Origin of the sequence: Carboxylicivirga fragile, from assembly GCF_050589805.1 — a bacterium.
Classification (GTDB): domain Bacteria; phylum Bacteroidota; class Bacteroidia; order Bacteroidales; family Marinilabiliaceae; genus Carboxylicivirga; species Carboxylicivirga fragile.
In genome coordinates, this window is record NZ_JBNGOY010000043.1 from 12,593 (window position 1) to 36,698 (window position 24,106).

Consider the following 24,106-nt stretch of genomic DNA (forward strand, 5'->3'; position numbering starts at 1 on the left):
ATGGATAAGAAAAAAGCAACCTTGGCTATTTATGGTATTCAGGATCGTATCAACACGGATACACCATTCTATGTGCACGATCATGGCTTAACGCTAATGAATCAAGGAAAGGTTATCAAGCATCTTTCCCTTGAGCGACTTAGCCGCCGAAAGCATGACAATACTTTGCACGAACAAATATATGAGCTGCTTAAATCTGAGAGACTGCTTAGATCGGATGATTACGATCTGGTATTTGTTGATAATGTTGTAGGGAGAGCATTTATATCGAGTTGTGGTCGATTTCGATTTGAAGCACCTTTAAACCAGAACTTATTAGCACAAGCAGAATTAGGTCGTTGCTGGTGGTTGGATAAGGAAAAAGAAGCTTATGCCATCAATCACGAATTGGCACATATTGCTTCATGTTTACCTTTTTATGGCGCCTACAAGGAAAATAGTTTGCTTGTTCATTTCGACGGAGGGGGCAGTTTAAGTAATTTCTCAGCTTGGCAATTTCGTAATAATCAGCTTTGTTGCATTGAGTTTCATTGGGATTTAAAATATCTATCAGCTCTATTTAATGCCAATGCCTTGGTGTTTGGAATTATTGGAGCAAAGTATAAAGAACAAAACAGTGTTCCTGGTAAAATGATGGGCTTGGCAGCATTTGGCACCTATCGTCATGAGCTAGAAGACTGGTTGAAAAAGCACAATTACTTTACCAACCTTTGGGCATCAAAGAAAGCATTTATTGACGCAGCTCAAAAGGATTTTGGATGGCAACAAGCTCAGCTTAATGAGCGTGATTTTTTCTTACAAGACTTAATTGCCACTATGCAAGGCATCTTTCAACGCGATTTTTTAACAAAGTTGAGTCGTCTACAAGATAAGGAGGACTATAGTAATTTATATTATTCAGGAGGTTCAGCACTAAATATAGTAACTAATAAAGCCATTATCGACAGCCAATTATTTGACAATGTATATATTCCTCCTTGTCCTGATGATAGCGGTCTCTCACTTGGGGCAGCTGCTCATTTGGAGTGGCAAAAACATGGCCAGATCCATTTGCATAATCCTTATTTAAATAATTGGCAACTTGCGAGTACGGATGATGTTGTCATTTCAGAATTGGAGCTGGATAAATGTGCACAAGCTTTATTGGCCAATAAAGTGGTAGCTGTTTGTAATGGTACAGGCGAAATTGGCCCTCGTGCACTTGGCAATCGTTCAATATTATCCTTGGCAAACTCAACTGAACTTGCTAAAAAAGTAAGTATGGAACACAAGCGGCGGGAATGGTATCGTCCAGTTGCGCCAATCATGCTAGACAAAAATGCTGTTTATTTTACTGGTAAGAAATTGGTTCATCGTTTGGCACAATACATGTTGTTGGACTTTGAAATTGAGAAAAATAAACAAACAGAACTACAGGGAGCTGTGCATGTGGATGGAACGGCCAGAATTCAGGTAATAGAGAATAGGGGGCAAAATCCATTTATGTTCGCCCTATTAACATTGTTAGATAATAAATACGGTATAAAAGCCCTTATTAATACATCCTTTAATGTAAGAGGAGAGCCAATTGTTCAAACAAAAGAAGATGCCATAAATTCGGCTAAAAACATGAATTTAGATGGCTTGGTGATAAATGGATACTATCAATCCTTATAACCACTTTTTAAGTACATTTTCCAGATCATCCATTTTTACAGGCTTACCAATGTAATCATTCATTCCGGCATTAATACACACTTCCCGATCACCTTTTAATGCATTTGCCGTCATGGCGATAATTGGTATCTCAACCTGTTTCTCACGCAACTGTATGGTAGCATCCAAACCATTCAGAACAGGCATTTGGACATCCATAAATACCAAGTGATAAAGCTTAGCATCTTCACCGGTAATCATCTCAACCGCTTCTGCGCCATTTTTAGCGATATCAATTTCAATACCAATTCGAGAAAGCATTTTTTCCGCAATCTTCTGGTTAATAATGTTATCCTCAACTAATAATATATTTTTGTCTTTAACCAAGGCTTTTACATCTAGCTCCTTGGCATACTCTCCGGTGCCACTTTCAATATCAGATAGGAAGAGATTCTCGATGGTATTCAATAATTGAACATGTTTTATTGGCTTTTGTAGAACATGGTCAACACCCTTTGATTCTTTCGCTTGCTTCCATCTGTTTTCAGAAGAAAACAGAATAATCTTCACATTGCTCTGTAGTTCGCGAATGCTCTTAAGAAAATTATCATCAGCCTTACTAAATACATGACTGTCAATGATGATTAGATTAAAATCATTGCGCACCTTAAGGGTGCTTAGTGCTGTCTTTTCGTCGGATACCGTTTCGGACTTAATGGACCAGTTGTTTAATGTTTTCTTAAGAAGCAGTAGGTTGGTCTTGTGATTATCGATGATCAAACTATTGATCTTCGCAAATTGCTCCGTGTTTATTTCGTATGGCTTTTGATCTTTATCAATCACAAGTGGCAGGGTAAAATGAAATACCGAACCCGGATTTTCAGTTGACCACATGAAGTTAGGATTTGGACTATCCACCCAAATTTTTCCGCCCATTAGCTCAACCAACATTTTTGATATACTGGTACCTAAACCTGTTCCTCCGAATTTTCGCGTAGTAGAGCCATCGGCTTGTGTAAATGATTCAAATATCTTCTCAAGCTTATTTTTAGGAATTCCAATGCCCGAATCTTCAACCGAAAAATGAAGCGTCAAATCCGTGCTTTCCTGACGTTCAATCTCGACCTTAAGCACAACTTCACCCTCAGATGTAAACTTAACCGCATTCCCCATCAAATTAACCAATACTTGAATCAATCGACTTTCATCGCCAATTAATACTGGCGGAATGGTATCCTCAACATCATTTAATATTTCAATTCCCTTTTCAAGCGCTTTGAACGACATTTGATCCATTAAATAATCGACTGTTGAACGCAGATTAAAAGGATAAGCCTCAATCTTCATTTTACCAGCTTCAATCTTCGAGAAATCAAGAATATCATTTATGATATTCAGCAAATTATCGCACGAGCGTCCAATGATGGAAATAACATTGGTTTGCTCCTTGGTTAGTCGGGTTTTTGAAAGTAATTCCGTTGCTCCTATAATACCATTCATAGGGGTACGAATCTCATGACTCATGTTGGCCAAAAATTCGGACTTAGCCTTATTCGACTCAGCCTCTTTCTTTTGCATCTCTTTCTGGGCACTAATGTCCATAAAGGCTTCAAGGAATACTTTCTTATTATCAAGTGAGATTGGAATAATATTCTTTAATATCTCACGCGATATATTGTTTTCCTTGACTTCCAATCTTTCGTCAAGCGTAACTACCTTAACACCAGCCTGCGCATCCAAGTATTCCTCTTTTTTATTGGTAAAGAAAAATTCGCTGTAAGTATGTCCTTTAATGTGTTTCATGGCCTCTTCAATGGTCACAAAACCCATTGTTTTAGCCGCATTCTGGTTTAATTGGATTATTTCCTTTTTATCATTAACGATTAAAATTCCAACCGGCAGATTCTCAGTAATGGTTGTTAATGCTTTGTTAGATTCTTTCAATGATTCAGTCAACAGCTTCTTCTCTGTTGTATCCTCCTTAATGGCTATGTAGTTCGATATGGTTTTATCCTCACTTAGTACTGGAGAAATAAGAACCTTCTCCCAATACACTGAACCATCGTCTTTACTACTCGAAATTTCACCCGTCCATACCAAACCTTCCTGAATGGTTTGCCAAAGCACCTCAGCAAATTCATTATTATCTTGTTGTAACTTAAAAAAGTTGGTATTTCCGCTATGTAACTCTGATTTTGAAAAGCCTGTCAGGGACTTGAACCCCTTATTGACATACTCAACATTTCCACGCGTATCCGTAATCATTATCGAAATCGGACTTTGCTCCACCGCTTGTATTAACTTTCTATTATTTTCCTCAATATTTTTGCGATTGAGAATTAAACCTCTTATTTGATTCAACAGGAAGTAGGACAGGAACACAACCAACAAGGTAAAAACAACTAAGGATGCATACTTAAGCTTATTATATCTATTTAAAACACTTATACTCTGATTATTTAAGCTAACCAACCTTTTGTTGATATCGTACGAAATCTTATTTTCGATTTCATGAATCCGTTCAAATGAGGCTTCTACTTGTTTGATGTAATAATCTATTGCTTTGCTCACATTATCGAAATTGCCAGATTGACTCAAGGATTGTTCAACCTTGCCGGTAATCTTTTCCGATAATTTATAAAGTTCGTTTATTTTCGGAGCCAACTCACGAACCTCAGATAAGGTACCTGTGTAGATGTCCTCTTCGTATCGGATATTAACGGTAATCATATCCTGAGAATGAAGATTAACCGCACGTTTATCTTCAATTGCCCCTCCCTGATCTATCACATTGATAATTTCAATGCTTTTTTCAGTCAGCACTGTGATCTTACTCGCATTATTAGCTAACTGTTGTTCGTGACGTATAAATGGATAGGTCTTAAATGCTAGATTTAGTTCAAGCAGATTTCGGTGTAAGAGGTGTTCTAACTTTATTAACTGTTCCTGATTCTGAATAGAATTTCGGTAGCGCGTAGAAAATGAACGATCAAAATAATTTTCGATACTAATAATAGCACCAATCGTAATAATGTAAATAGCCAAAAGCATGTATAGCTTATTTACAATCGGTTCCTTAAAATAGGATAATTTTGATGTCTTTTTCTGCTTACTCACATGAATAAAGTTAACTTAAAACCAGCATTTAAAAACATAAATTTAAAAAATAATCTTTTTCCTTTTAGTAAATCCATATTTACTTAATTTACTTTCGTTCAATTGAGCGTTGGTAAATTTTAAAAAAGATCTGGTAAGCTCTGGTTCTGAGCTACATGAAAGAGAAGCCGCGTAAACAGGAATTAGTCGATTAAATTCAGTATTTGGAATGATTTTATCTACTTCCTTGCTATTTCCATTTACATTGAGGTTGCTTGCCCAGTCAATTACCACGTCAGCTTTATTATTACGCACACTTTTAATCAGACCTTTTGAATCGGACGAAAGAGCAACCACATTGTTTAAAACTCTATCATATACCTTTTCCGATTTCAGCATTTTTTTAGTTTCATAACCTATCGAACTGGTTTCAGGATCGGCAATGATATAGGCAATTTTATCATCGCTTTTGAGTGCTTTTAAATCACCAATAAAACCTTTAGGATTGTTTTTCTTCACCATAAACACAAGGTCGTTATACCCTACAAATATTGAATCGGTAAGTGTAAAACCTGTTTCTGTTCTAAAATTTTGAAACGAATATGTGGATGCAGGAATGTATAAATCACCCTTTTGCGAATAACGAATTAAACCCATCAGGTTTTTAGAACAGTCATTTTGAACGCGAATTTTACAATTGTGGGTATTCTCAAATTCGGTTTTTAAATCCAGAACAAGACCAACCATCGAATTCTCGCAGTATATCAATAACTCTTTCTTATTTGTGTCTTCATTATTTGACTGCTCATGCGCTTTATGTTTACATGAAGCCAAAGCTAGGGAACAACAAATAATTAATAATGTCAGGCGTTTTAGTAAGGGCATAACTGTAATAATTTCAGTTGTACAATTTAGGGAATTGTTCAACTCCAAAACAGCTTATTAATCATATAATTTGGCACGTTGGTCAAATAGAATTAACCCTTAATGAAGTGTTTACGTATCCAGCGCGGCACAACAATGGCACCAATTAACAAATAAGGATAATAACTGACCAAACGCCACATAAAGGCCATTGCAACGCCAGTTCCCAAAGGAATCATATTGGATAAAAACTCTTTAAAAACCCACTCAGCAAAGCCACTACCCCCAGGAGTAGGACTAACCAGCATCATAATCCACATTACCAATTGCTTCCCAAAAATTAGGAAATGCTCGTCCCAATTAAAAAACTGAACTCCAAAAAAGGCAATTATTAGTGTATTAACGATCCAATAACGAGCCGTCCAACTAAAGGCTGTAGCAAGAAAAGCTTTCAGCCAATTAACAAACGACCAATTCTTAAACTCATCAGATGCAGCAATCAAATCGGAACCCGACTCATTGGCATGAGGTCGCCATCGGCGTATAATTGGCAATTTAAAAATCCATAATAATACCCACTTGAGTCCCCTTGGATTTACAAATAAACCATAGGCTATAATGATGGTATAAGCCAACTTAAGCAAATAGCCAATAAAGGCAAACATGAAAAATTGATTCTTATAAAATGGGAGTCCAACTTCCATGGAATCACCAAAAGAAAAAATATCTGTTCGCCCAATAAGTAATAATATTAAAGGAAATGTAAGGATGAAATATAATTCATCCAAGAAAGAAGTGACCATTACAATAGCCGTACTTCGGCCAATTTTAATGCCTTCTTTATTTAAAAAGAAGATGGCAACACTCGTACCTCCAATAGCTGACGGCGTAATAGCAGATGTAAATTCCCAAAGCATTATGATATTAAACGCCTTGCGCCAACCTAATTTTCTACCACTAAGTAAGCGAATACGAATGATGTATCCGAAGTCGCGAGCTGCCATCATTAAAAAGGAGACAAAAAACCAAAATAATGATTGAAAACTAAAATTAACGGCATCTAAAACACTTGGGTCAAATTCCTTGTAAAGCAGATAAGCAGTTACTGCCAAACCTATGAAAATAGGAAGCACTATTTTTCCTGGCTGTATGCTCTTAAGTATTTTACCGGAATTATCTGACATGCAAACAAAGGTATAAGAATAGACTTAGGCTAAAAAGTATGTTATAAATTAATTTTTACATATTCTTGAAAATCTTTCATTGCAAAAACCTTTTTAATACAAAAGTGTTTGAATTAAAAATAATAGAACAAACTATGGAAGAAGTAAAATCACCTTGTATAAACGTTTGCCAATACGATAGTAAAGGCGTTTGTTTTGGTTGTCGACGAACACTTGAAGAAGCCGGCCACTGGTCGAGTTTCAGCAATGAAGAAAAGGAACTAATTATAGTTAAAACGTACCAAAGACGAAATGTGGATGGTGAAAAACCTACTGTGTTTCTAAGATAAAAAAGTTGGTTTCGGAAGCACTTAGCGCTTCCGAAATCACTACTCTAAATTCCTAATCCACTTATTTTCTTATATAAATCATGTGCATACACATCGGTCATTCCCGAAACAAAATCCAGTACCGATTGTATTTTATCAACCAATGCAGCTTCCTTTTCCACCTTAAACTGCTCCGGAATAAATGGCAATAGCATCTTTGAAAAGAAATCGTCAGGATCAATTACTGCTTTAACAAACTCCTCAAGCAAAGTGCCCAGAATTCTAAACCCAGCGATTTCAATCTCCACAACTGATGGATGTTTATAAATTCGTTTAAAAGCAATTTTCTTACATGCTTCCATTGCATCATTTTCGATCCCTTCTAAGTGATCAATTAATCCCTTACTAAATTGCCCTTCGAGAATAATAGCATGATTCTTCCAAAAGATATCAGTACAACGATTTACTAGTTTCCCGATCACTTTAGCACGGAGAAAGGCTATGCGCTCGTTTAAATCACTCACTTGAGTAAATACATCTGCTATTTTCACAAATTCATGCTTCTCTTTCTCAGGATCGAAAAATCCGGTTAAAAGAGCATAGGTTTCCTCATATGATAAAAGCTTTAGTTTATGAGCATCTTCAATGTCCATTACCTGATAACAGATATCGTCGGCTGCTTCAACCAGATAAACCAAGGGATGTCTTGCATAAATACCTTTTTTCTCATCAATCTTTTTCAAACCCAACTCATCAGCAATGTATTTAAACATAGCCAATTCGGACTGAAAATAACCGAACTTCTTTAGCCCCAAATTAGAAGCATAGGGATATTTAAGTATGGAAGCAACGGTGGTATAGGTCATCGCAAAACCACCATCTCGTCGCCCTTTGAAGGCGTGAGTTAATATTCGCAAGGCATTGGCATTTCCTTCAAAACGTGTAAAATCGCTCCATTGAGCTGGTGTTAATTTATCCTGAAAAGCTTTACCTGCGCCGTTTTTAAAATAGTGACCAATGGCCTCTTCGCCTGAATGACCAAAGGGAGGATTACCCAAATCATGCGCCAAACAAGCCGCAGCTACCACGGCACCTATTTCATTTACCAACTCAGGCTTACCGAGCTTAGCTTCTAGTAATTTTTGGGCAATGTTATTACCCAGCGAACGCCCCACACTTGCAACTTCCAAACTGTGCGTTAGTCGATTATGCACAAATACCGAACCTGGCAAAGGAAAAACCTGCGTTTTATCCTGCAATCTTCTGAAAGGGGACGAAAATATTAAACGATCGTAGTCGCGCTGAAACTGTGTGCGGTCGTGCTTTACTTCCTTCACATTTTCCTGTCCCGTTCGCTTGGTTGATAAAAGTTTATCCCAATTCATTTTAATAAATTTTTGTTTGATATTCATTCATTGCCTTATCCAGTTCACGGGCCTTTCCATCACACAATTGATCCAATAATGTCCAAAACCTGGGCCCATGATTCTTTTCCCTCACGTGGCTCAATTCATGCAAAAGCACATAGTCAATCAATTCGTCAGGTAATCGCATTAAATGTAAATTCAGGTTTATATTATTGCAACCTGAACATGATCCCCAGCGCGACTTAAGGTTCTTTATTGTTACATTATTATACCGTATGCCATGTTCGTTTGCTAAAATAGCCAAACGCCCTGGCAAAAATCGTTTCGCTTCCATTCGAAGGGCTTTCTCAATTCCAAAACGAATGGACTCCTGGATGGCATCATCAGTAACTGACACATGTGATGGATAATTGACCAGCAAAGTACCCTCCTTCAACTGCAGACGAACATCTTTGCGTGAATGAGCTGTTATCTTTAAGGCAAAAGAACGCGATTTAAATTCTGTTGTTTCGTCAAAAATGGTCAGTCGCTCCTCCTTCTCCTCAAGCTTTTTAAGGTTCTTGATTATCCAGGCTTTTTTCTCATGAACAAACTTAATAGCTTCCTGAATATCAATACCAGCAGGCACAACCAGACTAACACCCTTAAAAGGCTTAAGGCGAATGCTTACCCTTTTTGCCCTCAAGCTTTCTTTAATGTTAACCTGCCCAATCTCTGGAATATCTATTGTTCCCTCATTCATTCATTATCGCTTAGATTTGGTAAAAATAACAAACCTAAGTGAGCTAACAATTGTGTGCGTATAATAATCAAGTTTCCTTACTTGACTTGATCAAGCCTCTTAATAAAGGATTATCGTAGAAGATCTTTTGATTTTTTTCGAAGTCATACAAGGTCAATTCGCGTAAGCGATAATAAGCTGTCCAATAATTTTCAAGCGACTTTATATAATCGCGCTTTGCCTTCTCACGTTCCGATAATGAAATATTTAGTTCGGTAATGCTAATGTCGCCATTCTGAAACTTTTTAATGGCAATATTATATCCATTATTGGCCACTTTATCGGCTTCTTCTGCTATTTCAAGTTGTGATTTCAGCAAATTAAACTGCTCTACCTGAACTACTACCGAACGTTCAAAGTCAATACGGTCACGCTCCACATCAAACACCACTAAATCACGCTTACTTTCGGCCAACTTTACATTAGATGATGATTTACCCCAATCTAAAATTGGAATCGCTAATGAAAGCCTCAAGGATTTTTGATTTACTGTATTGTCATAAACACCAGGAATATCATCAGCTATATTTGTTGTTCCGTAGGTACCTTTAAGTGTTGCCGCAAGTCCATTGTTTCGTTTTGCTCGAGTCAGATCTCTATCTGCCTCAATCAATCGACGTTCATACTGGGTTGATTCCTTTCGATTCTCCAAGGCTTCCATAAGGGCCTTTTCTGAGTCAACTCTGAAAAGAAACATATCCAATGGCATGATCAATTCGATGTTACTACCTTGCTCAATTCCAATGTACTTTTTAAGCTCGAAATCAGCATTTCTTAAATCAATATTAGCCTGCGACAAAGCCTTCTGCGCACTTAATACAGATAAACGTATTCTTGAGTAGTCATTCTCACTAAGTGTCCCCAATTTAATCTTTGTCTCTGCTATACGCAGATTATCTTTACTGTTATTCAAGTTGTTCTCAGCTAAGCGATAATTAGTCTGTACTTGTAAATAGCGAAAAAATCGGCTTGTAGCATTTCGCGATATTCGTTCAATTGATTCCACAAAATGTTTCTTTGCTTCATCGTACAAAAGAGGTTCTGTTTTGCGCGACCATTTCATCCAGTTATAAGCAAAAATAGGTTGCGTAATACCTACCAAAAAAGGATCGCCCTTAAAGTTGGTGTATTCATGAATCAAATCCTCGTATCTGAAAAGTGTACTCTTCGCATAGATCTGCATGCCCAACTGTGGTACAGATTGATTTATTGCTATTTGCGCACTGTTTTCAAAGTAACCTACTTCTCTAAACTGTACACTACCATCATTTTGTGTTACCGGCCTTGTTCCCTCATAATAATTAGGCAAATCGCCAGTTAAAATTAACTGAGGCCTAAACTGCGCCTGAAAATTTTTATACCGCCAAAAATAATTTTCATAGCGATTTTGAGCATACTTAACCGACGAAGATTCGTGAATGGCCAGATGAACGACATTTCGTAAGGTTAAATTTAATTTTCCAGCAGATTGGCCTTGTCCTTCTACCGTGTAGGTAAGCGCCAAAAATACGAAGACAATCACGCTTTTAACAACATACTTAGACCTCATCATGGCAATTCAATTTTAACAGCAGGTAAATGTTTAATTCCATCAACTTTTGAAATTACCAACAAACTACCTTCTTCAACACCTTCTTTTATTTCAACATAGTCTTCGGTGATTAAGCCTAAGAGTATCTTGTGTCGTATAGCACTGTCTCTGGAAATTACAAATCCATATTGATTTGTTTGTTTGCCAAATGCAGGCCCATTTTTCACACGTAACACGTCATTCTTCGCACGCCTCACCACCTGTATTTTTACTTTCTGATTGGGCACCAAGCTAGGGTGATTACTTTCATCTAAATTTACCGAGAACTGAACTTTCCCATCGACTAATGTAGGTTCTACAATTCCTATTCTTCCCTCAAGGCGAGCCTTATCAACCAATACATATGCCCTTTTCCCTGTTTTAACAATGCGTTTATGTTTATTATCGATACTGGCTTTAATTTCAAACTGAGTTAAGTCAGCCATGTTCACAAGTAATTTATCAACCTGTATTTTGGCACCCCTTTGTGCATGAACATTTAAAATAATTCCGTCGGATGGAGCCTTCACATCCATCTTTTCAAGAAGAACTTTTTGTTTCTCCAGTTCTTTTTGCTGCATGTCGATTTGCAGCAAGAGGCCTTTTTCGTCCGTTTTTAATTGTTCTAATTTTATGGCATTCTTTTGCTTGGCCAATTGAAGATCCTTTTCAGCCAAAACTAATTCCTGTAAGGTTTTTTCAAATTTAGCCTGCGATATACCACCAACCTCTAACAGTTGCTCCTGATCAGCAATGGTTGATTCTATCGATGCAATTTTAAGCTTTTTAACCTCCGTATTGTACGTCAAATCGGCACGCGTGCTACGCGCATTAAGACGTGTCTTATCAAGACTATTCTGTTTTACTTCAAGTTGATCGTTGATATTATCAATTTTTGCGACAATCAAATCCTTATTCAAACGAACAATTACATCGCCTTTAGCAACTTTCTGCCCCGGTTTCTTAATGATTTCTTCGATGATACTTGCAGCAGGACTTAACAACAACACTTCGTTAGATGGCTCAACTATACCTTCGGTAAGTTCCCAATTTTCCACTCTTCCTCTTTCAACAGTTGAGGTTTGAAACTCGCCTTTTTTTAAACTGGATTGCTTAGTTGTGCAGGCATTAAAAAAAAGAATTGCGCCTACAAAGAGATAACTCCCTTTTCGAATTTTTTGGATTGTCATAGTGTGCTTTTCAGAATCGATTCCTAGATAAGCTCAAAAATATATAATTCAGTTTAAATGAACATGAATAAATCGTTCTATTAGGTAGGGTATTTATTAATAAGTACACTTTAATGACAGATATTAACCTTAACAGGTATTAAAAAAAGAAAAAAGGCTAATGCATAGTTGCATTAGCCTTCATATATAAATCTTTAAAATCTTAATTCTTATCTTTCTTCCAGATATAGAAACCTGCGGCACCCATGAGTAAAAGAATACTTACGGAACCTAGGATTGAGATTAACTGACCTGTTCGAAATGAACTTGGTTCAAACTTAAATTCAATGGTATGTCCTCCCGCAGGAACCATTAAACCACGTAATATGTAATTGGCTCTGAAATGAGGTGTTAATTCTCCATCAATGTAAGCATTCCAACCTTTTTCGTAATACACATCGCTAAACACCGCTAATTGGGCTTGAGAACTTTCCGACTCAAACACCAAATGATCTGGCGCATAAGTTATCAGGCTAATATTTCCTTGGATAGAATCAACAGAATATGCATCTACTAAAGAACTAAATCGCTGATCAACAACAGCAGTTGTCTTAAGATTTACACCACCAATGGCTGCAATTTCTTCATCGGCATCAGCTACTTGTTTTACATTATTCACAAACCAAACATTGCCCATATATGCAGGATTAAATACTGGAGCTGCACCTGGATTGTAAATCAGGTACTTCATATTTAGCATGTTCAGAATCGGCATGTGCTCCAGCTCTTCCTCAAGATCACCCAAAGTTTGTGCCGTCTGGAGTGTTTGCATTAATGTTTGCCAATTAGCATGAATATAACGATCGTAAACATCTTGATAACGACGCAACTTGGCTCCATGAAATCCGCCAACCGATTTATGATAATAGGGTGTAAATCCATCTTTAAACGGATCGCGATAAATTGGAAATACACGGTAATATAAATCTGAATCACGCAAAATTGCCTTATCAGCTTCTGACTGTGCAAATTCCTTTTTCGACTTAGTCGCTGTTTCAAAATGATCGTTATTTAAATAACGTTTATCAACACCCCATAGGTCAATGAAAATAATTATTGCCAATCCCCAAGTCAGGTAGCGAGCAGATAATTTATTTTGTGAGTAAAACCAAAGTGACGCTGAACCAATTAAGATGAAAATAAACGAACGCCATGCATCAGCTGTAAACAAGGCTTGACGAGCCGAAACCAGATTAGATTCTAACAAACGGTACATTTGTGCCTGCTCTCCACCTTGCTGTATTTGTGCAGATATTCCCTGAACCTCCATTGGAGAAAGGAAACTGTAGAAGGTGCTTGGGAATAAAGCTAAAACTAAACTCACACCACCAGTTAATCCAAATGCAATCAAAAACCACTTACTGTCCTGCTTGAGTAATTCCGGCTTGTCAATCAATGTTTTTAGACCCAAAAACCCGAGTAAAGGCATGGCCATCGAAGCGATCACCAAGGCCATTTCAACCGTTCGGAATTTATTATACAAGGGGAAGTTGTAGAACATAAAGTAATTAAAACCTTCGAAATTCTTACCCCAAGCTAGCATGATTGACAAGATAGTTACGGCTATTAACCACCAACGCTCCTTTCCTTTATAATAAAATGCACCGATAAAAAACAAAAAGCAAATTAATGCTCCTGCATAAACTGGTCCACTCGTGAAAATACGCCCTCCCCAATATTGACTTGATTGCCCAACGTATTCCTTCAAGCGATTATCAACATGTTTCATGGCGTCATCTGAATTGGCCAGGGCATCAGAAGCTCCACCAACCACATTAGGAATTAACAAGGTTAAAGTTTCGTGTAAACCATAACTCCAACCAAAAGCATATTCGGGATCTAAACCAGTACTTTCTTTAGCATCACCTTTAGAACTAAGCTCAGAAGCCCCCCGTATTGAATATTTACCATATTCATAGGTGGTCATCAGGTTGGTAATATTCGGCAAAATGGCTAAAAATGCTGCTAAAGCAAGCACTGCAGACGTTTGAGTAAAAGCTTTTAATGCCTTCTCTTTAATGGCATATATCAGTTTTGTAATTATTATTACAAGTACCATCAGTGCCAGGTAATAGGTAATCTGCACATGGTTATAGGCAATCTCCATCCCCAAAGTGATGACCGTAAACAGCCCTCCCAACCACTTGTTTCGATTATAGGCATATAATATCCCGGCTATCACCGGAGCCATCAGAGCAATGGCGTAGGTTTTTGTTATGTGTCCCGCTATAATTATAATTAGATTATATGATCCAAAAGCAAATGCGATAGCTCCCACCACACTGAGCCAAGGGTCGACTTTCATGCTTAGCAGTAATAGGTAAAAACCCAACATGTATAAAAACACGATTGCTACCGTTTCATATGGCAATCCCAAACGTGTAAATTTATTAAAGTAGCCGAATATATTCTTGGTCGAATCACTTCTGATTTGATAGGCGGGCATACCACCAAACATGGAATTGGTCCACATTGCTTTTTCGCCAGTTTCCTTTTCATGATCAATCAACTCTTTCGACATACCAATGGCATGGGAATTATCGAGCTGCGGAAGCTTTTTGCCCTCCAATACAGGCGAGAAATAAACAAAACTTAATACGATAAAAATGAGTAATGCGCCAGCATATGGTGCTAGGCCTTTTAATCGATCAATCATGATGGTATTTTTATTTTTTTGTGAAAATACACATTGTTATTGGATTTGAAAAAACGTGGCCTTGCAAGTCATTCGAAATGGTATGAAAAAGCCCAGCTGAGATTTCAACCGGGCTTAAACTATATTGTTTGAAATGTATTATCTACAAATTCTTAAACACTTCACGCATACTTACTTTCTTACTAATAATACCGTGTAAGTCTGAAATTTTAACACGCTCTTGTTCCATGGTATCGCGATAACGAATGGTTACTGTATCATCTTCTAAAGATTGATGATCAACAGTCACACAAAATGGAGTTCCTACAGCATCCTGACGACGGTAACGTTTACCAATGCCATCCTTGGTATCGTATTGACAGTTGAAGTCAAATTTCATATCATCCATGATCTCACGTGCTTTCTCTGGCAAGCCATCTTTCTTTAATAACGGAAGAACAGCCAATTTTACAGGAGCCAATAATGGTGGTAAATTCAAGACAATACGTGTTTCTTTTTTGCCATCTTTTCCTTCAATCTCTTCCTCATTATAAGCACCTGCCATAATGCTTAAGAACATGCGATCAACACCAATTGATGTTTCCACTACATAAGGTACATAACTCTTGTTCAATTCAGGATCGAAGTATTGAATCTTTTTTCCCGAATATTCTTGGTGCTGCGATAAATCAAAATCGGTACGTGAATGAATACCTTCAACCTCTTTAAAGCCAAACGGCATCTTAAATTCGATATCAGTTGCAGCATTAGCATAATGTGCCAGCTTCTCATGATCGTGGAAACGGTATTTTTCTTCACCCATACCCATGGCTTTGTGCCACTTAATACGTGCCTCTTTCCAATATTCGAACCATTTCATTTCTTCACCTGGACGAACAAAAAATTGCATCTCCATTTGTTCAAACTCACGCATGCGGAAAATAAACTGACGTGCTACAATCTCGTTACGGAAAGCCTTACCAATTTGCGCAATACCAAATGGTAATTTCATGCGACCTGTCTTCTGCACATTCAGGTAGTTTACAAAAATACCCTGAGCTGTTTCTGGTCGTAAGTATATTTTTTGAGAGCCATCTGCCGTTGAACCCATATCGGTTGAGAACATCAGGTTGAATTGACGAACATCGGTCCAGTTTTTTGTTCCTGATATAGGGCAGGCAATTTCATAATCAACAATAATCTGACGTAGGTCTTCCAGATCATTATCATTTAATGCCTTTGCAAAACGCGTATGTACTTCCTCAATTTTCTTCTTATTAGCTAGCACTCTAGGGTTAGTTTCTAAAAACTGAGCTTCATCAAAAGATTCTCCAAAACGCTTCTTAGCCTTGGTCACTTCCTTATTGATCTTCTCCTCAAACTTCTGAATTAAATCTTCGATAAGAACATCAGCACGATAACGTTTCTTGCTGTCTTTATTATCAATCAATGGATCATTAAAGGCATCAACGTGGCCCGAAGCTTTCCAGGTGGTTGGGTGCATGAATATAGCAGAGTCCAATCCTACCACATTTTCGTGTAACAATACCATTGAATCCCACCAGTACTTCTTGATGTTATTTTTTAGCTCTACCCCATTTTGTCCATAATCGTATACTGCACCTAAACCATCGTATACTTCACTCGATTGAAAAACAAAACCATACTCTTTACAGTGAGCCACCAATTTCTTAAAAACATCTTCTTGAGCCATATGCTATACTTATATATTATAATCAAAGACGCAAAAATAGTTGAAATTTGATTATTGAGGAATTTTCCGGCTAACTCTTTTTATTTAAGTAAGTGCATTTAATTACAACTCGTGTGAAATTTAAAATACCTGTGCATAAACTTGACAAATAAGACAAATATGTCTTATATTGATATTGCCTGCCTTTCCTACAAATTTCTTCTTTTTATAACGCTATAAAAACAAACACATGAAAACAATCTTTACTGGTTTATTACTATTGTGCTTTTGTATATCAAGCATGGGACAGAATCCTTTTCAAAAACGAAAAGATTTAAAAAAACAGAATAAAACTGTCTTGAAAGCCACTCAGGCAAATGATCAGCCAACAAGTGTTGTATCAGAATGGTGGAACAATAATGCATGGGAAAATCCAACTACTTCTGACTACACCTATAATGGAGAAGGACAGCTCTGGATTGAAGAAAATCCACACACAAAAATAACTCATACCTATCACGCCAATGGTGAACTTACGGAGTCATTAACCCAAAATTGGGATGGAATGGATTGGGTTAATTTCTCGAAACACACCTGGCTTTTTGATTCAGAAAATAATCAATCTGAAAATTCTTACTCAACCTGGGTTTTGGGAGCATGGGAGTATTCTTATGGTTATCGTTATGCTGCTATGTATGACGGCAATGGTGATACTACAGAAGAAATTTATTCAGAGTACAATTCAACAAGTGAACAATGGGAGGAAAACGAAGAAAATTGCTGGAAAACTGATCTTACGTTTGACAATGGTCTTCTTACAGAACAAGTTGAATACAGTAGAGAAAATGGCATGTGGGTTATTGGAATGAAAACTCTATGGTTTTATAATGTATCAGACATTCTTGAAAGTGCATTAGCCTACGAGCACGATGGCACCAAATATAATTTAATGGGTCGCTATACTGATGTACTTTGGGAATGGTGGGATCCGGTTGGGCATGTTGAAACCAGCTTAATAGAAACCTACACACAACAATCGTATGGTGGGCCGGCGTTTCCAAATGAAGAGCCAAATGATGACCTACATTACACCAATGTAGAAAAAGTGGAGGCTACATATCCGAGCGGCCTTGGAGGTGGCACACCACCTATGACAGTTGAAATTACACAAACTTGGGATGGTAGTGTATGGGAAGATAGTGAGCGTTGGACTTGGGAACAGATGGCAGATTACGAAAGTTATTTTGATGAAGAGTTGGTTGGCATGGCTTGGTTAGCCACAGATTACAACAAAGAATATAATACGCCGATTCTAATGTATCACCAAGGTCATGATTATGATGCAAGTGGAAACCTAATATATGGCTACAAAGATTCTCAAAGTTATGATGCATTTGGCAATAAAACAGAGGAAAAAAATGAATCACATGACGGAGATGAAATGTGGGCTATAAGTTGGGGCAGTATGTACAATTATACTTATGATGGAGGAACCTCAAAGATCCTTATTAAGGTTACTCAAAATTGGGATTCAAACTCCAGCATGTATGTTAATAACATGCGTGAAACCTTCGACTATACACCAACAAATCTAAATGCACTTGAACAAAGTGGTATAAAGATTTACCCTACTTCTTTTACATCAAACATTGCAGTAAAATCTGCTTTAGAAGGAACGGCCTATTTTTACAGTCTAACAGGCAACTTGGTTCATCAACAAGAATTAAATTCAGGGCAAACCAATATAAGCACTTCAAGTTTCGAGAGGGGTTATTATTTAATTAAGATAGTAACACCGAGAGGCGAATTTATTCAGAAGGCTATTAAGCACTAAAAATAAAGCTGCCTGAAACTATTTCAGGCAGCTTATATATTTTAAAATCCGATTAGAACCATCCAAATAATAGCGATGGTAACCAGAACAAACAAGGTGATTCCCTTCACAAGTTCATAACGATATTCCATCATTACTTGCTTATAACCTCTATCTAGTTCAAGGCAAGCGTGTGCTTTTTTTCGTCTTATTCTTCTTTTTTTAACCTTTGATTTAGGGTCAGCAGGTTCACTCATGATTTGGTTTTGATATTCTGCGAACTAAAATAATAAAAATCTCATTAATGAAGCTCATATTTAGAACATTAGTTAATAAAAAGGGTGATTATTTCATTTTAATTACCCTTTCTATTCTATTTAGCCTGCACTATTGACCTGCTTTAACAACTTCTACCCAATAACCTGGTTGACGAGCAGAGACACTGTTATCATACATAGCTTCACAACTTACTGCTGGCAAGTAATACTTTCCGTTATAACTGGCATTCAAAATCACAACAAATTTCTGACTTTGTCCTTTGCGTAGATCGAAATAAGAATACACTCGATCGTCGCGATAATCACGATAATCGGGTTGATTTATCTCGTGTGCTCCTTTAATGTCTTCCATTCGCGTATTTCGTATTTCCCAGCCCGATGGGAAAATTTGTGTCAATGCCAAATCCTTCACATTACCTTTAGTACCCGTGTTACGAACACTTACTGTTGCCATAAAATCGGTGCCTTGCGTAATGCTTTTTGCATCAATGGCATTGCCCAGCAAATCAGTATAATTAATAGTAATGTTAAGATTAGATGCCAATGTTGTCTGATCCGATTCAGCAGGAATACCGTCCATGATGATACGAGCAAATAATAATCCATCTGATTTATTAGTAACACTTATAGCACCATCCAAGTTTTTCACTTTTAACTCCTCTTGAAAAACTGGTAATTGAGAAACCACCTTTGTGCTTTTTTGGCCATTTCCTTTCCATTCAAACGTTAAAGCATCACTTCCCGAGTTCCCCAAAAACTTGCTAATGGACAATAAACCATAAGCAGTCGTTTGTGTACTCATCCAACGTTGCCCCGATAAAGCCTTAGATAGTTCCTGCACTAAGGCAGCAGCATCCTCACGCTTTTTCATCAAAGTTAAGGTTTCAATAACCATTGCCTTATCACGATCAGGCGATCCATAAGTATACGAATCGTGCGATGTACTAGTAGTTGCTGCATTTGCAATTAATTCCTGAGCTACCTTTTGATGACCAGCCAAAGCATAGGCTGCTGCCAATCGCCACCTTGCCTGTAAGCTAATCGAGTTCTGATTACGCATGCGGTTCATGGCACTCAACTCTGGCTCACCCGCCAAAGCAATGGTGTACAAACGGTAGGCTTGTGCCAAATCGTAACCTCTATGGCGTTTGTTTGGCGACCACTGACGCGCTGTCTTCTTTTGATATTTTAACCACTTATTTTTAAATCCAACCGGAAGTTGATAACCTTTTAATTCGGCCTCAAGTAAAAAGTGCCCTGCATAAGTTGTTCCCCAATCCGATGCATTGTATGATCCCGGCCAATAGCTTAAGCCACCATCCGAACGCATAAAACCTTCAAGGCGTTTTATTGCTCCTTTAATGTTATGGGTAATGGTACTCTCAAGTTCATCACTTTGCTCCAATACATCGCTTAAAAACAATTGAGGGAAGGCTGCTGAAGTGGTTTGCTCAACACAACCATGCGGATAACGTAACAAATACTTTAATCGGCGCCCAAAATCAATTGGTGGTATGTTTGAAACTTCTAGTGTGGCATTGTTGGTTCCTTCAATGCCCGGAAGTGTATAAGCAATTTGCTGTTCTTTTCCCGCCTCAATCACTACATTTTTAGTTAGCGTAATTCGAGGATTAGGATTGCGAACTTCCAGCTCTATTTCATCTTCTGCCTTTTCTCCACTAGAAGACGCGACGACTTTTGCTTTACCAACACCAATGGCCGATTTAACTTTCACCTTGAAATTAATAACTTGCTCACCAACATTTTCAAACGATAAGGTCTTTTCTGCTTCGCCAACTACATCAAACAAATTATTGGTTTGTAACTCCAACTTAACATTTTTAATGTTCTCTTTCATGGCAAAAACAGTAACCGGCAAATCAACTTCTTCGCCTGGCCCCAGCACCCTTGGTAAAGTAGCCAATACCATTAAAGGATTACGAACAGGTGTGGTTTTATCCGTATTCCCAAAGGCATTATCCGAAGCGGCAATTACCATGGTACGAACCGAACCAATGTAGCGAGGCATCGTAAAAGTATGCCTAGCGGTTTCTCCCTCTTCAAGCGTAAATGGCCCTAAGTATTTTACAACCGGCTTAAATCGATTGGCTTTCTTAGCACCCTTATCACCAGACGCATCATCATCACCACCAATGCTGAATAATTGCTCAATTTCACCACCATAAGCACCAATTACCTGATCATATAAATCCCAAGTCCGCACACCAAGTGCTTCTTTGGCGAAGAAATGGAACCAAGGTTTTGGCGTTTTATAACGTGTTAAATCCAATAAACCATCTTCTACCATGGCCAAAGTGTAGGTCATGGCCTTATCATTTGTCTCACTCACCTCAATACTTACTTCTTCCTCTGGTCGAAGTTCATCAGGCATTGATATCACCGGACTTAAATGTGTTTCAGGATCCTCAACCATCAATGGAATAACACCATACATTCGTATTGGTAGATCATTTACACTTTGGCTGTGTACCTGTAATAATGTTATCGTGACATAAACATTGGGTGTCATTTCGCTGCTTATATCAATATTAAATGAAGTGTTATTCTCCTGAGTTGGCACCCACCAGCTTTTTAGTACGCCTTTTCCATTCTCAACACTCACCAAAGCTCGCCCACCAGCAGAAGAAGGAAAATTGATGGTGGCTGTTTCACCAACTTTATAGTTCGTTTTATCCGAAGTAAAAGTCAACATGGAGGCTGAAGAGGCATCATTGCTTTTTCGCTTACCTGCCCAACCCGGCCAATCAACATAAACTGTTTTACCAGTAGCATGACCATTTTGATTATCAACAACGCGAACCAAATAACGTCCCCAATCAGGATATTTAATTTTAAAACTAAATTGTCCTTCACCATTTTTAGTACTTAGCCTTCCACTTGTAATTAAGTTTTGATGACGCGAACCTACATAATTAGCTAAATTATCAGGTGAAGACTCCCACCACCAACGCCAACTAACTTTATAGATATAGTAGGATAGATTTTTAACATCTACGGCTTTTCCATCCGCGTTTAAAGTAACTACATCCACCACATGAGTGGTATCGGTTAGCAACATATTTCGTTTGTCGCCACCAGGTGTTTTTACACCAACAAAAACCGAATAAGGCGCATAGGGCATTGAAAAACGATCAACACTAAAGTCGCCGCTTTCTTCGAACACACGAGTTAAGAAAGATGCCTTCAACATACCCGGCGCTGCTTCTTTAACATCGATATTAGCATCAATATTAGCTTCTCCCAGTTCATTTAACTTGCCATCAAACACCAATATTTCTTCAGAATTAAAACGGCGCGAAGGATCATCAAAGGTATAATCTGTATAACGTTTGAAACTCGTTCTGCTTTGATTCAGCGTTACACTCACAGTGGCATCTAAATTACGGGCAACAGCGCCATGCAACCAATGAACCTGCATCTTTGTATTAGCTGCTGAACCGGGCGAGAGACGCTCTTCAGCAAAATCAAGTTTTATTTTTAAGCGATTAGGTTTTACTGTTTCGATGCGTAAACCCTTTGAAAAAACACTTGAACCTACCTTAATTCTTGCCAGCCACATACCAGTTGGTGCATCGCTACTTGTACTCGTACTGAAAGATAATATATGATTGGTCTGAATGGAACTTACCTGACGGTTAACAATTTGCCCATTCGGATTTTGTAATTCAAATACCACTGGATGATCGGCTGGCAAAGCTTCGCCTTTGTTTTGAAGTATAAATGAAACAAAGATGGTATCGCCCGGACGCCATACTCCTCTTTCGCCATAGATAAATCCTTTCATTCCTTTCTGAACTTGCTGCCCATCAACATCGAAGCGACTGTACGATAAAGCAAATCCATCGCTTAGTTTTAAATAACCGCGCTGCTCATTGTGTTTCACCACAACCAAGAATGGTTTTTGACTAAGATCTACTTTTGCCAAACCATTAGGGTCTGATGTTAATTCGGCCAAAATCTGATTCTGATAACTTAGTACTTCAACTTTTGCATTAGCAAGTGGTTCAGTGGTTCTTAGGTCGCTCAAGGCAACAAGAATTTCCTTGCCATTTCCCTTTTTAACAATAATACCCACATCGGATGCTAATATGTTCTTACCAACAACTTTATTACTGTAATACGAATCGGTACAAGGGTCGTCTCTTTCGCGCCAGTTATAACTTTCGTAACCATCCCAATACGAACTGTAGTATTCATCAGGTTGATCCCAATAAGCCATATCGGCCTCACTTAGTTCTTCAACCTCTTCAAACAGATCTTCTTCGCTTGTCTCCTCATCACTACCACAAGGGTAAATGCTGTGTTTCTTCAACATTTTTAGCTCTACGCGATAGATGGCACCCGGCTCCGTTTTTATCAGATCAGTTAAATCCAGCGAGAAAGTATTCCATTGACTTAAATCCAAAGAGCGGTCCTTATCAAGACGAACTGTTTTACGCACAACCAAACGACCTGCACGACGCAGTTGATTATCGCCCGATAACTGATTTACTTGTAAAAAGTGAGCTACGTTTGATTCGAAAATTTTAATGATACGAACCTCAACAGCTCGCAAACTAACTGCCTTAAACGGGAAAATTAATCCGTTTGAATTTGGCAAAATATTCCCTTTCCCAATTAAGCTAATCTCAGGTTTAGGTGTTTCGAAAAGCAACTCATAGCGCGATTCCTCATTTAATGGATAACCCAGGCTATTTTTTATTCCCTGAGAAACCACTACCTCTTTCTTTCCGGATAAGCGATAAGGAGGATAAACTTTTACACGGTTGTTATCAATCTCGTATTTTAGGCGCGATACATTATTAATGCTTATTAAACCCGCAATATTTTGCTGTGCATCAAGGGGATCAGAAAAGGTAACTACTACATGTTGATCGGGATGCATAACAAGTGAAGTGTGTACCACCTTGAAATCATTCAATGACGGTATGGCAATTTCTTCACTGCCCTTTTTATCAAGACCTAAAACTTCACCATTGTGTAATAACTCAAAGCTTCCCTTTTTCTCACGACGAATAATATTCTTAATTCTGAATACATGCGATTTTTCACTTTTATAATGTGTCCATTCAACTTCCAAAGCCTCATCATCCTGCTTGGCCGAGATAATTTTCTCAACATCATCATCATCAATATGGTCAGCCAAATTAACCCTTCCCACATAGATATTCTTGCTTAAATCGTCGTTGCTCACCGGCTCTATACCTTCGTGAGCGATTCGGTAATTTTGCTCAATACTTGCAAAATCAAATTCAAATTTGTCTTTCTCTGTGGCAAATAACTTTGGTAAATTGAGCGTAGCTTTAAACTCTATGCCCGACGGCAAGCGATCTTCCGGGATAAATTGAAGTGTATGGCTATCATACCATTCGAGTTTACCTTTAATGCTTGGTTTAAACTTCAACAGGGAAGTACTTGCTTCCGTACCGGCCTCTACTCCCGATACTTTTTTAGCAAATTGAATTTGTATGACAGCTTCATTGGAAATTGTTCCTGAGGTAAATGATGATACCAGCTCATTAAAGGCAGGTTTATCCGCCTTTTTCTCAGTAGAAGATTGGCACGAATAAAAAAATAAAACACAACTTAATACAAGAATTGAAACGGCGCGAAGTTTAATCATCGGAATCTA

General features: G+C 37.9%; 14 protein-coding genes. 3 read left to right on the plus strand and 11 right to left on the minus strand.

All coding sequences use genetic code 11. The features are described from left to right. Positions 1 to 1,656 (plus strand): carbamoyltransferase C-terminal domain-containing protein, encoded by a 1,656-nt coding sequence (locus tag ACRD7B_RS17135; protein WP_430825833.1) that lies wholly within the window; start codon positions 1 to 3, stop codon positions 1,654 to 1,656. On the opposite strand, the gene ACRD7B_RS17140 is transcribed toward ACRD7B_RS17135, so the two are convergent. The 3 genes from ACRD7B_RS17140 to ACRD7B_RS17150 form a co-directional block, all read right to left on the minus strand. After that, on the minus strand, positions 1,651 to 4,752 hold the full coding sequence (locus ACRD7B_RS17140; protein WP_430825834.1) for a response regulator: 3,102 nt from the start codon (positions 4,750 to 4,752) through the stop codon (positions 1,651 to 1,653). The two genes, ACRD7B_RS17135 and ACRD7B_RS17140, sit on opposite strands and share 6 nt — an antisense overlap. A gap of 42 nt (positions 4,753 to 4,794) precedes the next feature. Next, entirely contained in the window at positions 4,795 to 5,616 is an 822-nt protein-coding gene (locus tag ACRD7B_RS17145; RefSeq protein ID WP_430825835.1) for a substrate-binding domain-containing protein, read from the minus strand. 92 nt (positions 5,617 to 5,708) lie between these two features. Further along, positions 5,709 to 6,779, minus strand: a complete 1,071-nt coding sequence (locus ACRD7B_RS17150) for a lysylphosphatidylglycerol synthase transmembrane domain-containing protein (protein ID WP_430825836.1) — start codon at positions 6,777 to 6,779, stop codon at positions 5,709 to 5,711. A 134-nt stretch (positions 6,780 to 6,913) separates the two neighbouring features. On the opposite strand from ACRD7B_RS17150, the gene ACRD7B_RS17155 reads away from it, so the two are divergent. After that, on the plus strand, positions 6,914 to 7,108 hold the full coding sequence (locus ACRD7B_RS17155) for a DUF1289 domain-containing protein (protein WP_430825837.1): 195 nt from the start codon (positions 6,914 to 6,916) through the stop codon (positions 7,106 to 7,108). 44 nt (positions 7,109 to 7,152) lie between these two features. Here the strand turns inward: ACRD7B_RS17155 and ACRD7B_RS17160 are convergent, their stop codons facing one another. From ACRD7B_RS17160 to ACRD7B_RS17185, 6 genes are all read right to left on the minus strand, one after another. Next, entirely contained in the window at positions 7,153 to 8,472 is a 1,320-nt protein-coding gene (locus ACRD7B_RS17160) for a deoxyguanosinetriphosphate triphosphohydrolase (RefSeq protein WP_430825838.1), read from the minus strand. A gap of 1 nt (position 8,473) precedes the next feature. Then, complete coding sequence (locus tag ACRD7B_RS17165) at positions 8,474 to 9,196, minus strand: M48 family metallopeptidase (protein ID WP_430825839.1); 723 nt, start codon at positions 9,194 to 9,196, stop codon at positions 8,474 to 8,476. A 67-nt stretch (positions 9,197 to 9,263) separates the two neighbouring features. Then, the gene (locus ACRD7B_RS17170) at positions 9,264 to 10,787 is read right to left on the minus strand and encodes a TolC family protein (RefSeq protein ID WP_430825840.1); all 1,524 of its coding nucleotides are present in this window, start codon (positions 10,785 to 10,787) and stop codon (positions 9,264 to 9,266) included. Further along, positions 10,784 to 11,995 carry an efflux RND transporter periplasmic adaptor subunit gene (locus ACRD7B_RS17175; protein WP_430825841.1) on the minus strand — a complete coding sequence of 404 codons (1,212 nt, stop codon included), beginning with the start codon at positions 11,993 to 11,995 and terminating at the stop codon, positions 10,784 to 10,786. The genes ACRD7B_RS17170 and ACRD7B_RS17175 overlap by 4 nt, the downstream gene beginning before the upstream one ends. A gap of 202 nt (positions 11,996 to 12,197) precedes the next feature. Continuing rightward, positions 12,198 to 14,690: a YfhO family protein gene (locus ACRD7B_RS17180; RefSeq protein ID WP_430825842.1), complete on the minus strand. Its 2,493-nt coding sequence runs from the start codon at positions 14,688 to 14,690 to the stop codon at positions 12,198 to 12,200. Positions 14,691 to 14,832: 142 nt separating this feature from the next. Next, on the minus strand, positions 14,833 to 16,383 hold the full coding sequence (locus ACRD7B_RS17185) for a glycine--tRNA ligase (RefSeq protein ID WP_430825843.1): 1,551 nt from the start codon (positions 16,381 to 16,383) through the stop codon (positions 14,833 to 14,835). A 229-nt stretch (positions 16,384 to 16,612) separates the two neighbouring features. Here ACRD7B_RS17185 and ACRD7B_RS17190 point away from each other — a divergent pair, with 229 nt between their 5' ends. Beyond that, the gene (locus tag ACRD7B_RS17190; protein ID WP_430825844.1) at positions 16,613 to 18,196 is read left to right on the plus strand and encodes a T9SS type A sorting domain-containing protein; all 1,584 of its coding nucleotides are present in this window, start codon (positions 16,613 to 16,615) and stop codon (positions 18,194 to 18,196) included. Between the two features lie 41 nt (positions 18,197 to 18,237). On the opposite strand, the gene ACRD7B_RS17195 is transcribed toward ACRD7B_RS17190, so the two are convergent. Continuing rightward, the gene (locus ACRD7B_RS17195; protein WP_430825845.1) at positions 18,238 to 18,432 is read right to left on the minus strand and encodes a hypothetical protein; all 195 of its coding nucleotides are present in this window, start codon (positions 18,430 to 18,432) and stop codon (positions 18,238 to 18,240) included. Between the two features lie 130 nt (positions 18,433 to 18,562). Beyond that, positions 18,563 to 24,097 carry an alpha-2-macroglobulin family protein gene (locus tag ACRD7B_RS17200; protein WP_430825846.1) on the minus strand — a complete coding sequence of 1,845 codons (5,535 nt, stop codon included), beginning with the start codon at positions 24,095 to 24,097 and terminating at the stop codon, positions 18,563 to 18,565. Between the last annotated feature and the right edge of the window lie 9 nt (positions 24,098 to 24,106).